This window comes from Streptomyces sp. NPDC001381, from assembly GCF_042895685.1.
Taxonomy (GTDB): Bacteria; Actinomycetota; Actinomycetes; order Streptomycetales; family Streptomycetaceae; genus Streptomyces.
In genome coordinates this window covers 525395-538540 of the sequence record NZ_JBIAWO010000003.1, presented here as the reverse complement: position 1 = coordinate 538540, position 13146 = coordinate 525395, and the positions used below count along the sequence as shown (strand labels likewise).

12 protein-coding genes and 1 pseudogene are annotated in these 13146 nt (G+C 71.4%); 9 read left to right on the top strand and 4 right to left on the bottom strand.

Features of this window, described 5'->3' with window-relative positions; translation table 11 throughout:
• Positions 1 to 168 precede the first annotated feature (168 nt).
• From ACFY2L_RS16060 to ACFY2L_RS16045, 4 genes and pseudogenes are all read left to right on the top strand, one after another.
• Complete coding sequence (locus ACFY2L_RS16060) at positions 169 to 1419, top strand: Ig-like domain-containing protein (RefSeq protein WP_390658366.1); 1251 nt, start codon at positions 169 to 171, stop codon at positions 1417 to 1419.
• 136 nt (positions 1420 to 1555) lie between these two features.
• Positions 1556 to 3025 (top strand): ABC transporter permease, encoded by a 1470-nt coding sequence (locus tag ACFY2L_RS16055; RefSeq protein ID WP_390658367.1) that lies wholly within the window; start codon positions 1556 to 1558, stop codon positions 3023 to 3025.
• Between the two features lie 38 nt (positions 3026 to 3063).
• Positions 3064 to 3750, top strand: a complete 687-nt coding sequence (locus ACFY2L_RS16050) for an ABC transporter ATP-binding protein (RefSeq protein ID WP_390658368.1) — start codon at positions 3064 to 3066, stop codon at positions 3748 to 3750.
• 183 nt (positions 3751 to 3933) lie between these two features.
• Positions 3934 to 4281 (top strand): annotated as a pseudogene (locus ACFY2L_RS16045) (putative quinol monooxygenase); the annotation flags it as partial.
• A gap of 26 nt (positions 4282 to 4307) precedes the next feature.
• Here the strand turns inward: ACFY2L_RS16045 and ACFY2L_RS16040 are convergent.
• On the bottom strand, positions 4308 to 5222 hold the full coding sequence (locus tag ACFY2L_RS16040; RefSeq protein WP_390658369.1) for a helix-turn-helix domain-containing protein: 915 nt from the start codon (positions 5220 to 5222) through the stop codon (positions 4308 to 4310).
• Positions 5223 to 5393: 171 nt separating this feature from the next.
• Between ACFY2L_RS16040 and ACFY2L_RS16035 the strand changes: the two genes are divergently transcribed.
• The 3 genes from ACFY2L_RS16035 (at position 5394) to ACFY2L_RS16025 (ending at position 7827) form a co-directional block, all read left to right on the top strand.
• Positions 5394 to 6434 carry an NAD(P)-dependent alcohol dehydrogenase gene (locus ACFY2L_RS16035; protein WP_390658370.1) on the top strand — a complete coding sequence of 347 codons (1041 nt, stop codon included), beginning with the start codon at positions 5394 to 5396 and terminating at the stop codon, positions 6432 to 6434.
• Positions 6435 to 6589: 155 nt separating this feature from the next.
• Complete coding sequence (locus tag ACFY2L_RS16030; RefSeq protein ID WP_390658371.1) at positions 6590 to 6976, top strand: VOC family protein; 387 nt, start codon at positions 6590 to 6592, stop codon at positions 6974 to 6976.
• A 2-nt stretch (positions 6977 to 6978) separates the two neighbouring features.
• On the top strand, positions 6979 to 7827 hold the full coding sequence (locus tag ACFY2L_RS16025) for an MBL fold metallo-hydrolase (protein ID WP_390658372.1): 849 nt from the start codon (positions 6979 to 6981) through the stop codon (positions 7825 to 7827).
• A gap of 50 nt (positions 7828 to 7877) precedes the next feature.
• Here the strand turns inward: ACFY2L_RS16025 and ACFY2L_RS16020 are convergent, their stop codons facing one another.
• Positions 7878 to 8990 carry a serine hydrolase domain-containing protein gene (locus tag ACFY2L_RS16020; RefSeq protein ID WP_390658373.1) on the bottom strand — a complete coding sequence of 371 codons (1113 nt, stop codon included), beginning with the start codon at positions 8988 to 8990 and terminating at the stop codon, positions 7878 to 7880.
• 185 nt (positions 8991 to 9175) lie between these two features.
• Between ACFY2L_RS16020 and ACFY2L_RS16015 the strand changes: the two genes are divergently transcribed.
• The gene (locus ACFY2L_RS16015) at positions 9176 to 9952 is read left to right on the top strand and encodes a hypothetical protein (RefSeq protein WP_390822620.1); all 777 of its coding nucleotides are present in this window, start codon (positions 9176 to 9178) and stop codon (positions 9950 to 9952) included.
• Between the two features lie 77 nt (positions 9953 to 10029).
• On the opposite strand, the gene ACFY2L_RS16010 is transcribed toward ACFY2L_RS16015, so the two are convergent.
• A complete protein-coding gene (locus ACFY2L_RS16010; RefSeq protein ID WP_390822619.1) occupies positions 10030 to 10464 on the bottom strand; it encodes a hypothetical protein in 435 nt (144 codons plus the stop codon).
• A gap of 154 nt (positions 10465 to 10618) precedes the next feature.
• Here ACFY2L_RS16010 and ACFY2L_RS16005 point away from each other — a divergent pair, with 154 nt between their 5' ends.
• Complete coding sequence (locus ACFY2L_RS16005) at positions 10619 to 12235, top strand: phospholipase D family protein (protein ID WP_390822618.1); 1617 nt, start codon at positions 10619 to 10621, stop codon at positions 12233 to 12235.
• A gap of 113 nt (positions 12236 to 12348) precedes the next feature.
• Here ACFY2L_RS16005 and ACFY2L_RS16000 read toward each other — a convergent pair whose 3' ends face one another.
• Positions 12349 to 12957 carry a DUF4291 domain-containing protein gene (locus ACFY2L_RS16000; RefSeq protein ID WP_390658377.1) on the bottom strand — a complete coding sequence of 203 codons (609 nt, stop codon included), beginning with the start codon at positions 12955 to 12957 and terminating at the stop codon, positions 12349 to 12351.
• Positions 12958 to 13146: the final 189 nt, after the last annotated feature.

Here is a 13146-nt window from a genome sequence, read left to right as displayed (position 1 = left end):
GGACCGACAACCGCACCACCGGTCCCGGCCGGGCCCGACGCCCCCGTGGACGTGGCGTGCCCCACACATTCGGAAAATGTGGAACGGGACGAACCGGTCGTAGCGTTGATGTTCGTTAACGGGGACTCTCGGGGTTCTGGGAAATCGGCAACGATGGAGAAGCGTGTGATGACGGACAGTAGGCGGCGCCGAGGTCTGATGACCGCGTCCGCACTGCTCGGCGGTGTTCTGGTGCTCACTGCGTGTTCCAGCGGCGACAGCAACGCCTCGGACGACGGTGGCAACAGCTCTTCGCAGGCCAAGGCCGACGAGGCGGCGGCGAAGAAGTCCTCCGAGGCGCAGATCAAGATCACGCCCGCGGACGGCTCGAACAACGCCTCCATCAACAACTCGGCGGCCGTCACGGTGAGCAAGGGCACGCTCACCGAGGTGACGATGACCACCGCCGACGGCACCGCGGTGCAGGGCACCCTCTCCGCCGACAAGACCAGCTGGAAGCCCAGTGTCCAGCTGGAGCGCTCGACCACCTACAAGCTGTCGGCCAGCGCGAAGGACTCCAAGGGCCTGGAGGCCCACGAGAACGCGTCCTTCACCACGGTCTCCCCGGACAACAGCTTCATAGGCAACTTCACGCCGGAGGACGGCTCGACCGTCGGCGTCGGCATGCCCGTGTCGATCAACTTCAACAAGGAGATCACCAACAAGGCGGCCGTCCAGAAGGGCGTCACCGTCACCAGCAGCAGCGGCCAGGAGGTCGTCTGCCACTGGTTCTCCACCGTCCGCATGGACTGCCGTCCCGAGGACTACTGGAAGGAGAACTCCACCGTCACGCTGAAGCTGGCGCTCGACGGTGTCGAGGGCGCCAACGGTGTCTACGGCGTGCAGCAGAAGACGGTCACCTTCAAGATCGGCCGCAACCAGGTCACCACCGTCGACGCGCAGACCAAGCAGATGAAGGTCACGCAGGACGGCAAGACCGTCAAGACCATCCCGATCTCCGCCGGTTCGCCCGACAACAAGACGTACGAGGGCCAGATGGTGATCTCCGAGAAGTTCAAGGAGACCCGGATGAACGGCGCGACGGTCGGCTTCACCGACGACGACGGCAAGGGCGAGTACGACATCAAGGACGTGCCGCACGCCATGCGCCTGACCACGTCCGGCACCTTCGTGCACGGCAACTACTGGGGCGCGAAGTCCATCTTCGGCGCGGTGAACACCAGCCACGGCTGTGTGGGTCTGTCCGACACCAAGGGCGCCAACGACCCGAACACCCCGGCCGCCTGGTTCTACAACAACTCGATCATCGGTGACGTGGTGGTCGTCCAGAACACCGGCGACAAGACGGTGGCCCCGGACAACGGCCTCAACGGCTGGAACATGGACTGGGCCCAGTGGAAGGCGGGTTCGGCGGTCTGACCCCGGGTCCACCCACAGCTTTCCGGTGCCGCCCCCAGGGGCGGCACCGGTGTTTCCGGGGTCGGCCACAGTCTTCTCATGCTTCTCTTATTTCTGCCTTATCCAGTCATCACGCGCCGTACCTAGCTTGCGGCGCATGTTCTTCACCTACCTGAGGCGCGAGCTGCGCCGCCGCAGAAAGGCGGCCCTCGTCGTCGCCTCCGGCCTCGCGCTGGGCATCGCGCTGGTCATCGTCGTCTCCTCCGTGTCGTCCGGCATGGGGAAGGCCCAGGACAAGGTCCTGCAGTCCCTGTACGGCCTGGGTACGGACATGACGGTCACCAAGGCGGCCTCGCCGACCGCGAACGCCTCGGACCGTCCGCGCTTCCAGTTCGACGCGCAGGACGACGACTCCGACGAGGAGCAGAGCAGCGACCGGGTCATGGTCCAGGGCTTCCAGACCCTGTCGACCGCGACCGTCGGCAAGGTCGGCAAGCAGAAGGGCGTCTCGGACGCGGTCGGCGGCCTGAGCCTCCAGGTCATCAAGGTCAGCGGCCAGTTCACCCGCGGCCAGTTCCAGCAGGACGGCAACGGCGGCGGCCAGCAGGGCGGCCCCGGCGGCAACGCCGGCGGCAACGGCCAGCCGCAGGGCGAGGTGCAGGGCGGCGGCGCCAACTTCGACGTCAACAACTACTCCGTCTACGGCACCGACGTCACCCGGCCCGCCCTCGGCCCGCTGACCTCCTCCAAGATCACCAGCGGTCGTACCTTCAAGACCTCCGAGACCGACGCCAAGGTCGCCGTCGTCGACTCGGCGTACGCCAAGGAGAAGAAGCTCAAGGTCGGTTCGACCGTCACCATCAAGAGCGTCAAGTTCAAGGTGATCGGCGTCGCCACGGCCGACAGCGGGGACTCCGCCGCCAACGTCTACATCCCGCTGACCCGGGCGCAGACCCTCAGCGACTCGAAGAACAAGGTCACCACGATCTACGTCAAGGCGACCGACTCGCAGCAGATCGACAGCGTCAAGTCGACGATCCAGAAGAACGTCTCCGGTACGACGGTGACGACCTCCGCCGACCTCGCGGACACCGTCTCCGGCTCCCTCTCCACGGCCTCCTCCCTCGCCACCAACGTCGGCAAGTGGCTGTCCATCGCGGTCCTCGTCGCGGCCTTCCTGGTCGCCGGCCTGCTGACCTCCTCCGCCGTGTCCCGCCGCGTCCGTGAGTTCGGCACGCTGAAGGCACTCGGCTGGAAGTCCCGCCGGGTCACCGGGCAGGTCGTCGGCGAGGCCATGGTCAACGGTCTGCTCGGCGGTGCCCTGGGCATCGCCCTGGGCCTCGCCGGCGCGTACGCCGTGACGGCCGTCAGCCCCACCCTGGAAGCCTCCCTGGGCGGCGGCGGTGGTGGCGGCGCCGGCCAGGGAGGCCCCGGCGGTGGCTTCGGCGGCCCCGGCCGTCAGGCGGCGGCCAAGACGCTCGACGTCGCGCTGACGGCGCCGGTGAGCGTCACGACGGTGGCGACGGCGGTCGCCCTCGCCGTCGCCGGCGGTCTGATCGCGGGGGCGTTCGGTGGCTGGCGGGCGTCCCGGCTGCGGCCGGCGGACGCGCTGCGCCGCGTCGAGTAGCACCGCCAAGCCCCCAACGAAATCCAGGAGTTGACCCCATGTACGAACTCAGAGGCGTCACCAAGCGCTACACCCGGGGCAAGGAGACGGTCCACGCCCTCGACGGCGTCGACCTGACCATCCCGGACGGCGACCGGCTCGTCATCCAGGGCCCCACCGGCGGCGGCAAGTCCACCCTGCTGCAGATGCTCGGCGGCCTCGACCGGCCCACCGAGGGCGAGGTCGTCCTCGACGGCACCGACCTCGCCCAGTTGTCCGAGGCCAAGCTGACCAAGGTGCGCAGCGAGAACATCGGCTTCGTCTTCCAGTCCTTCAACCTCATCCCGACGCTCACCGCGCAGGAGAACGTCGAGACCGCCCTCGTCCCGCTCGGCGTCAAGGCCGGGGAGCGGCGCGAGCGGGCCGCCGAGGCGCTGAAGTCCGTGGGCCTCGGCGAGCGGCTCGGGCACCTGCCGTCCGAGATGTCCGGCGGCCAGCAGCAGCGCGTCGCCATCGCCCGGGCACTGGTGAAGCAGCCCAAGGTGCTGCTCGCCGACGAGCCCACCGGCAACCTCGACGAGGGCATGCGCGACGAGATCATGGAGGTGCTGGAGCGCCTGTGGAAGGAGCACGGGCTGACCTTCATCATGGTCACCCACGACTCCGCGATCGCCCGGAAGGCGCCGAGGCTGGCGACGATCCGCAAGGGCAGGATCACCGTGAAGGAGAACGCGGCCTCGTCCTGACCTGGTGACCGTCGGGCCGGGCGTACGTACGGCGGCTCGAGGCGCCCCCGACCCCCCGGCGCACCGCGGTGTGTTCGGGGGGTTCGCGCGGGGGCGGGCCGAGCAGCGCGACCCGAGGACGCGCTGAGCGAACACGCCCCGGAAGTGCGGCCTCCGCCCGTCCCTTCGTGCTTGCGTACCTCCATGACGGCACCCGAGGCGGGCACACCCCGCACCACGGTCGAGTACATCCGCTACCGCATCCCCGAGGAGCGATCGGCGGAGTTCCTCTCCGCCTACCACCGCGCCGCGGTCCACCTCGCGGCCTCCCCGCACTGCGTCGACTACGAACTGGCCCGCTGCGAGGAGGACTTCGAGCACTTCATCCTGCGGATCACCTGGACGTCGACCGAGGACCACCTCCAGAAGTTCCGGACGTCCGACCTGTTCCCCGCCTTCCTCGCCGAGATCCGGCCGTACGTCGCCGCCATAGAGGAGATGCGGCACTACAAGGTCACCTCGGTGCGCGGCACGGGCTCCGCCGCACCCACGCGGTAGCGCGGGCGGGCGGCGCCGAGTCAGGCGGACGGAGACGGGGACCCCGCACCCGCCCGGGTCGCGTCCGTGCCCCAGCTGGCCAGCAGACGCAGGGCGTCCGCCGAGGCCGAACCCGGTTCCGCGTGGTACGTCACCATCGTCTGCTCGCCGTCGCCCAGCAGCCGGAAGCCCTCGAAGTTGAGGGAGAGCGCGCCGACCAGCGGGTGACGCAGGTGCTTAACCCCGTGGCTCTTCTCCTTCACGTCGTGCGTCGCCCACAGCCGGCGGAAGTCCTCGCTCTTGACGGAGAGTTCGCCGACCAGGGCGGACAGACGCGGGTCGTCGGGGTAGCAGCCGGCGTCCATGCGCAGGGCGCACACGATGTCGATCGCCTTCTGCTCCCAGTCCACGAACAGATCGCGGTACCCGGGGTTCAGGAACACCAGCCGCGCCCAGTTCCGCTCCGCGGCCGGCAGCTGCGCCCAGTCGCCGAAGAGCGCGGCCGCCATCGGGTTCCAGGCGAGGATCTCCGCGCGCCGCCCGACGACGTACGCGGGCACGCCGTCCATCGTGGCGAGGAGCTGCCGCAGCGACGCCCGCACCTGCTGCGGGCGGGCGGTCTGCTTCTTCTTGTGCTTCGGCTTGGCCAGATGGGTGAGGTGCGCGTGCTCGGCGTCGGTCAGCCGCAGGGCCCTCGCGATCGAGTCCAGGACCTCCGCCGAGACGTTCCGTCCGTTGCCCTGTTCCAGGCGGGTGTAGTACGCCACCGACACCCCGGCCAGCTGCGCCAGCTCCTCGCGCCGCAGCCCCGGCACCCTGCGGTGCCGGCCGAAGTCGGGCAGCCCCACGTCCTCCGGCTTGAGCCGGGCCCGGCGGGTGCGCAGGAACTCGCTCAGCTCGGCGCGCCGGTCCAGGGGCGGGCCGGAGGGCTCGGGGGGCTCGGTCGTGGAGGCCATGACTCCAGTATTCCTGGTCCCACGACCACGATCCTGACCCCGCCAGTGGTAGGCACGCCAGACGTACGCAGAGCCGTGACCTGGGTCGATCCCGTCCGGTGCGGCACGCTGGACGCCGTGCCCGGCCGAAAGACAGGCCGGGACGACGACCCCCGCTAGGAGATCCCCGGCATGACCACCGTTGCCGCGTACGCCGCACCCGCCGCCAAGGCTCCGCTGGAGCGCACGACGATCGAGCGCCGTCCGGTCGGAGAGTCCGACGTCCTGATCGACATCAAGTTCGCCGGAATCTGCCACTCCGACATCCACCAGGCCCGCGAAGGCTGGGGCGAGGCGATCTTCCCCATGGTCCCGGGCCACGAGATCGCCGGCATAGTGTCCGAGGTCGGCGCCGGCGTCACCAAGTACGCCGTCGGCGACCGGGTCGGCGTCGGCTGCCTCGTCGACTCCTGCCGCGAGTGCGACAACTGCAAGGCCGGCCAGGAGCAGTACTGCACCGGCGGCAGCGTCGGCACCTACAACGCCGTCGGCAAGGACGGCGAGCCGACCTACGGCGGCTACTCGCAGAAGATCGTGGTCGACGAGAACTTCGTCGTCCGCATCCCCGACGGCCTCGCCCTGGACGTGGCCGCGCCCCTGCTCTGCGCCGGCATCACCACGTACTCCCCGCTCAAGCGCTTCGACGCCGGGCCCGGCAAGAAGGTCGCCGTCCTCGGCTTCGGCGGCCTGGGCCACATGGGCGTCAAGATCGCGCACGCGCTGGGCGCCGAGGTGACCGTCCTGTCGCAGTCGCTGCGCAAGCAGGAGGACGGCCTGAAGCTGGGCGCCGACCACTACTACGCCACCAGCGACCCGAAGACCTTCCAGGAGCTGAAGGGCACCTTCGACGTCATCCTGTCCACGGTCTCGGCCCCGCTGAACCTGGACGCGTTCCTGTCCCTGCTGAAGTCGGAGGGCGCCTTCGTGAACGTCGGCGCCCCCGAGGAGCCCGTCGCGCTCAACCTCTTCTCCGTGATCGGCGGCGGCAAGACCCTCGCCGGCTCCATGATCGGCGGCATCGCCGAGACCCAGGAGATGCTGGACTTCTGCGCCGCGCACGGCCTCGGCGCCGAGATCGAGCTGATCGGCGCGGAGGAGATCAACGACGCGTACGAGCGGGTGCTCGCGAGCGACGTGCGGTACCGCTTCGTGATCGACACGGCGACCATCTGACGGCCGCCGTCCCCGTGGCCGAGGCCCCCGGCGTACGACCGCCGGGGGCCTCGCCGTCTCCCGGTCCCCGTCCCGGGCGGCACAAGGGCCCCTCCGGCGCCGTCCGGCGTCGGCGTACGGTGGTGGAGAGGAGGGCGTGAAGGGAGGGCCGCACGATGACCGTGCAGCTGAACCACACCATCGTCGCCGCGCACGACAAACGGGCCTCGGCCCGGTTCCTCGCGGACATCCTCGGTCTGGAGGTGGGCGAGCCGTACGGGCCCTTCGTCCCGGTCGCCGTCCCCAACGGGGTGACCCTCGACTACCAGGAGACGGACGAGGACATCACCCCGCAGCACTACGCCTTCCTGGTCTCCGAGAACGACTTCGACACGATCTTCGGCCGTGTCCGGCAGGCCGGACTGACCTACTGGGCCGACCCCTTCCACCGACGGCCCGGCGAGATCAACCACCACGACGGAGGCCGGGGAGCGTACTTCGACGATCCGAACGGCCACCGTCTGGAAATCCTCACGCGGCCCTACGGAAGCGGAGGCGACTGACCATGCCTGTGCACCACGTCCGCCCGGACCTGCGGGTCCTCAACGACAGCATCGAAGTGCCCGGGATCGGGCATCTTCCCGTGAACGCCTTCGTCCTGCTCGCCGCCCAGCCCGTGGTCGTCGACACCGGACTCGGGCTGCCCGACCGCGACTTCCTGGAGACGGTCGGCTCCGTGCTGGACCCCGCCGACGTGCGCTGGATCCTGCTCACCCACCCCGACCGGGACCACACGGGCGGCCTCTACGACCTGCTCGCCGCCGCCCCCGAGGCACGGGTGGTGACCACGTTCCTGTCCGTGGGCCTCCTGTCCTGCGAACGGCCGCTGCCGCTCGACCGCGTCCATCTGATCAACCCCGGCCAGACCCTGGACGTCGGCGACCGCACCCTCACGGCCTTCCGGCCCCCGCTGTACGACAACCCCGGCACCGTCGCGTTCTTCGACGACCTGACCGGCGTCTGCTTCAGCGCCGACTGCTTCGGCGGACCGATGCCCAGCGCCGAACTGGCCCGGACCGACGACGTCCGCACGGTCGACGCGGAGGAGCTGCGCGCCGCGCAACTGCTGTGGGCGACGGTCGACAGCCCCTGGGTGGAGAACGTCGACGAGGACAAGTTCCTGGCCGGCTTCGCGCCGCTGCGGGAGCGGGAGCCGGAACTCATCCTCTCCACCCATCTGCCGCCCGCCCCGGGCCTGTCCGGCACGCTCATCGACCGACTGGGGTCGGCGGCCGGCGCCCCCGCGTTCGTGGGACCCGACCAGGCGGCACTGGAGCAGATGCTGGCGGGGTTCGAGCCCACCGGGGCCCCGAGCGGCGGCGGACGGCCCCACGTGCCCGGCACTCCGGGCTGACGTCACGGCGTCGCGCAGGCCCCCGGGGCGGGGCCCGCGCGGCCGGAGGGTCAGGCGCGCAGGCCCTTGAGCCCGTCGTAGGCGGACATCACGATCTCCATCCCCCGGGTGTCCTCCGCGGGTTCGCGCATCTGGTTCGTCACGTACGCCACCACCATGCGGGACTCGGGCTCGATCATGACCGTCGAGCCGCCCCAACCGCCCCACCCGTAGGTGCCGCCGAACCGTCCGTAGCCCAGACCCCAGCTGATCGGCATGCCCAGGATCCGGTCCTCGCCGCCGAACTGCTCCTCCCAGGCCCGTTCACAGCCCGCACGCGACAGCAGCCGCACGCCGCCGACCGACCCCCCGCAGGCCATCACCGACTGCACGAGGGCGACCGAGCGGGCGTTGCCGAAGCCGCTCGCCGCCGGGATCTGCGCCCGGCGCCACGCCACGCTGTTGCCGTCGCGGAGCCGGATCGCGGTCGCGGTGGCCGAGGTCCCGGCCCCGTCGCTGCGGGCCGCGCCCGCCGTGTAGTCCTCGTCCCGGGACGGCGGCGGGACCGCCGGCGCCACCCGGTGATCGTGTTCGGCCGGCAGCCCCATCCGGAAGTCCGCGCCCAGCGGCCCGGCGATCTCGTCGGCGAAGAACTCACCCGGGCTCCGGCCGGTGATCCGGCGCACGACCTCGCCCACGAGAAATCCCTGGGTGAGCGAGTGGTACCCGGCCGCGCTGCCCGGCTCCCACTGCGGAGCCCGCGCGGCCAGCCGTGCCGTCGCGGCCGGCCAGTCGTAGATCTCCGCCACCGGCCCCTCCCAGTCGGGCAGACCGGCGGTGTGCGACAGCAGATGCCGTACCAGCACCCCCTCCTTGCCCGCCGCGGCGAACTCCGGCCAGTACCGGGCGACCGGCGCGTCCAGGTCGAGCTCGCCACGGTCGGCCAGGACCAGCGCGCACAGCGCCGTCATCGTCTTGGTCACGGACCAGACGTTGACGATCGTGTCCCGCTGCCAGGGCACGGTCCGCTCCGCGTCGGCGAACCCGCCCCAGACGTCCACCACCGGTTCGCCGTCCACGAAGACCGCCACCGAGCCGCCCACGTCACCGCCGTCCAGCAACGCGGCCAGCGCGCTGGGCACCGCGGTGAACAGACCGTCGTACGAGCCCTGAACTTCAGCCATGCACGTATTAGCCCGCACCGGCCCACGCGCGGCAACCGAATTCCGGCGCACGGGAGGAAACGTGAAGAGGCGCCTCCGGCCGACCCCGGAGCGCGGCGGCCGGGGACGTGAAACCACGGACGCCGCGTGCCTCCCCACCGGATACTGACCCCGGAAGAGAACGCCCGTGGCGCGAAGGGGAGGCCGTGGTCGGCTGCCTGGCTGTCCTGCTGTTCGTCGCCGTCGTCGGCGAGTTCCTCATCATGCCGGTCTGGATGTACGACCTGATGGCGGCTCAGACACCGCCACAGCGGCTCGACTCCGGCGAGACGGCGGTGCTGGTCCTCGCCTCCCTCCTGACCGCCCTGGTGATCGTCTGGTCGTCGGGCCGGCGCAGGCCCGGACGGTCGGCGGAGCTCCTCGCGTACGCGGTGCTGCTGGTCGGGCTGTGTGTCGTGGTGGCACTGTGGCTGCGGCAGCGGATGGACACGGGCAACTGGAGCCTCGAGGCCGCCGTCGAGAGCCTGGCGGCGGGGGCCACGGCCCTCGTCTTCCGGCGCCTGCTGCGCCGCTCGGAGCGCGGCCGGCCGCTGCCGGGCGAGATCTGGCTCGCGCTGGTGCCGTTCCGCGAGCGGGACGAGGAGGCCCGGCACTACTGCGTGGTGGTCGGACGCGGGCTGCGGCACGCGAAGGTCCTGCAGATCACCTCGCAGAACAAGGACGACCGCCGCGACCACGTCCGCATCCCCCGCGACGGCTGGGCCGTCAACTCCCGCAAGGACGCCCACTGGATGGAGATCGGCCTCCCGCCGCGCAGGGTCCCGTACCGCAACTTCCTCAAGGACAGGCCGCAGGGCCCCTGCCCGAAGGCCACCTGGCGACAGATCCGCGCCCGCCGGTACCCCCCTGTCCGGCGCGCGGTCCTGGAGGGCACGCGGCGCGTACGGAGCCGGATCACCGGGCCGGGGGTGGAGCGCACCTAGGGTTCACTGGCCGTCACGCTCACCGACGGGGCGTCCCGGTGGACTCCGCCGGTCCCCGGCGGCCACCGGCGAGGCGCTCAGGCGGCCAGCGGCAGTGCGGCCGCCACCTCGTTCCGCTCCTTGCGGCCGACCAGCGGGAAGATGATCCTGAGGCCCTGCTCGCTGTCCGCCGAGGAGACGACGAAGGACGAGTTGAGCACCCGCTCCTTGATCTCCGAGCGGACGAGACCCGCGCGCGGGATCGTCATCAGGTGTTCCTCGGGCCGCGCGAACGTCGGGTTCGCCCGGAAGACGAAGATGCGGCGGTCGGTCATCGCCGGATGCATGGGGACCGGCGCCGGGATCACGGCCGCCGCACCGCCGCTCAGCACGGCCGAGGCCGCCGCGAACGCCGCCGTGCGGCGCACGGTGACGGAACGCAGGTTCACGATCGTCGTCACCTCGACCCGCTCCCCGGGCTCCAGCAGGGGGTCGACGGCGGCCAGGAGAGGCCGGCGGCGCCTTCCGTTCACCGGTGCACCGGGTCCGGCCGGCATGAGTCGCCGGCCCACCTTGTCATATGCGGGTCAGGCCCTCGGCGCGCCCTCCGCCGGCAGACCGGCCCCCGCCTCGGGATGAGGGAGCGGGAACTGGGTACACAGGTGTGTCATCTGGAGGTTCTGGATCGTGGAACTCACCGACTGGCTGCTGACCTCGGGCGAACGCGGCAACGGCGCGACCCGTCTGGACAGCCGCCGGGCGGATCGAGCGGCTTGGTCGTACGGGAACCTGGTACGGCCCCTCGTCCACGGCGCGACGTACTTCCCGGAACTCCTCCGCGCGATCCGCGCGCAGCGCGCCGGAGACCTGCTGCTGTTCACCGACTGGCGGGGCGACCCCGACGAGCGCCTCGACGGCCCCGGCAGCGAGATCGGCACCGTCCTGTGCCAGGCGGCCGAGCGCGGCGTGATCGTCAAGGGGCTGGTCTGGCGCTCCCACCTGGACCGCTTCCAGTTCAGCGAGAGCGAGAACCGGCATCTCGGCGAGGAGATCGAAGCGGCGGGCGGCGAGTGCCTGCTCGACATGCGGGTGCGCCCCGGCGGCTCGCACCACCAGAAGCTCGTCCTGTGCCGGTATTCCGGTCGTCCCGACCTCGACGTCGCGTTCGTCGGCGGTATCGACCTGTGCCACAACCGCCGCGACGACGCGACGCACCACGGCGACCCGCAGTCGCTGCCCATCGCCGCCGCGTACGGCCCGCACCCCCCGTGGCACGACATCCAGCTCGCGATACGCGGACCGGCCGTCGGCGACATCGAGGCCGGCTTCCGCGAGCGCTGGGAGGACCCGGCGCCGCTCAGCCGCAGCCCGGTCGTCCGCCTGCGGGAGCTCGCCCACCGCGAGGACACGGAGGCCGACCCGCTGCCGCCCCAGGCACCCGACCCCTCGCCCTGCGGCACCCACACCGTCCAGGTCCTGCGGACCTACCCCAACCGCCTGCTCCAGGGCTACGACTTCGCCCCCGACGGAGAGCGCAGCATCGCGCGCGGCTACCGCAAGGCGCTGCGGCGGGCCCGGGCACTGATCTACCTGGAGGACCAGTACCTGTGGTCCCCGCAGGTGGTGCGCTCCTTCGCCGAGGCACTGAGCGCCCACCCCGGCCTGCGCCTGATCGCGGTCATCCCCTCCGTCCCCGAACAGGACGGCCGGCTCACCCTGCCGATGAACCTGATCGGCCGGATCACGGCCATGGACGCGCTGCGCCGAGCCGGAGGCGGGCGCGTCGCGGTGTACGGGCTGGAGAACCACGCCGGGACACCGGTGTACGTGCACGCCAAGGCGTGTGTGATCGACGACGTCTGGGCCTCGGTCGGGTCCGACAACGTCAACCTCCGCTCCTGGACCCACGACTCCGAACTGAGCTGTGCCGTCCTGGACGAGCGGACCGACCCGCGCGAGCCACGCGACCCCGGCGGTCTCGGGGACGGCGCGCGCGGCTACGCCAGGAACCTGCGCCTGGAGCTCTCGCGCGAGCACCTGGACATCGAGGCACCCCGGACCCCGGACGCGCCCGACCCGCTCTGCGACCCCCGGAGCGCCTTCGACGCCTTCGCGGCGAGCGCCGCCGCCCTCGACTCCTGGCACGACCACGGTCGCCGCGGCCCGAGGCCACCGGGGCGCCTGCGCACCTACCGCCCGCCGAGCCTCGCTCCCGCGGTCCGGACCCTCTGCACCCCCCTGCACCGCCTGCTCGTCGACCCCGACGGCCGCCCCTTCGGCATGCGCCGCCGCAACACCTACTGAGAACGCCCCGCCCCGTGGAGCGTGGGGCTGACACCTGTGGGGCTGACCCACCTGTGGGGCTGACACCTGCGGGGCTGACAACGCCCCGCCCCGTCCGGCCGCAGCCGCGCTGCTCAGCCCTCGGCCTCCACCCCGCCGATCGGGACGAGCAGCCCGTCCCCCGCGGGGTACGGACGTTCCTGAGGCAGCAGCCGGGCGGCGGACTCCAGGTCCCCACCGCTCACCAGGGCGTGGATCTCGTGGGCGAGCGGGGTCACGTCACGGATGGAGACCGTCCACTCGTCCGCGTAGCGTCGCGCGGCCTCACCGGAGAGGCCGAGTTGCAGGGACCGGTACGGCAGGGGCCGCAGGTGCAGGTCCCGCTCCGGATCCCACTGCACACGGGCGGGCGCGCGCTTCAACTGACGCTGCCAGGCTGCGCGATCGGGGTACACCCCGTGGGCGTAGCTCGACAGACAGGCGTGGCGCAGCGCCCAATCGAAGCCGTCCCGGGTGATCTCGACCGCGAGAACGGTCTCCTGCCCCTCCTTGGCGCCCCAGCCGCAGCGGTACATCATCCACAGGAACGAAGGCTTGATCCACGTCATCCTGTCCCGCTTCCACGCGGCCGGGAACCGGCCGTCGCGGACGGCGGGCAGGCCGATCTGCGGGGAGTACGCCTGGTAGACGGTGATCGTGGATTCCGAGTGGGCCGCACGGATCCTGCGTTGCGGTTCTTCCATGGGGTACAGCGTGGAGTCGGCCGGTGCGGTCGGCCACTGATTTTCGACCGCCATCGCCGCGACGGGGAGCGCCGGCCGCGGGCGGGCCGGACGGGCGCGGAATCGGTGGGGACCCTCGCGCGTTGAGGACAGCGGGCAGGGGACGCCGGTCGTGGGCGGACCGACTGGCCCGAGTGACCGAGCAGACAG

What these genes read in the sequence shown, in the direction of transcription:
- ACFY2L_RS16060 (WP_390658366.1), top strand. Translation starts at nt 169, where the DNA reads ATGACGGACAGTAGGCGGCGCCGAGGTCTGATGACCGCGTCCGCACTG.
- ACFY2L_RS16055 (WP_390658367.1), top strand. Translation starts at nt 1,556, where the DNA reads ATGTTCTTCACCTACCTGAGGCGCGAGCTGCGCCGCCGCAGAAAGGCG.
- ACFY2L_RS16050 (WP_390658368.1), top strand. Translation starts at nt 3,064, where the DNA reads ATGTACGAACTCAGAGGCGTCACCAAGCGCTACACCCGGGGCAAGGAG.
- ACFY2L_RS16040 (WP_390658369.1), bottom strand. Translation starts at nt 5,222, where the DNA reads ATGGCCTCCACGACCGAGCCCCCCGAGCCCTCCGGCCCGCCCCTGGAC.
- ACFY2L_RS16035 (WP_390658370.1), top strand. Translation starts at nt 5,394, where the DNA reads ATGACCACCGTTGCCGCGTACGCCGCACCCGCCGCCAAGGCTCCGCTG.
- ACFY2L_RS16030 (WP_390658371.1), top strand. Translation starts at nt 6,590, where the DNA reads ATGACCGTGCAGCTGAACCACACCATCGTCGCCGCGCACGACAAACGG.
- ACFY2L_RS16025 (WP_390658372.1), top strand. Translation starts at nt 6,979, where the DNA reads ATGCCTGTGCACCACGTCCGCCCGGACCTGCGGGTCCTCAACGACAGC.
- ACFY2L_RS16020 (WP_390658373.1), bottom strand. Translation starts at nt 8,990, where the DNA reads ATGGCTGAAGTTCAGGGCTCGTACGACGGTCTGTTCACCGCGGTGCCC.
- ACFY2L_RS16000 (WP_390658377.1), bottom strand. Translation starts at nt 12,957, where the DNA reads ATGGAAGAACCGCAACGCAGGATCCGTGCGGCCCACTCGGAATCCACG.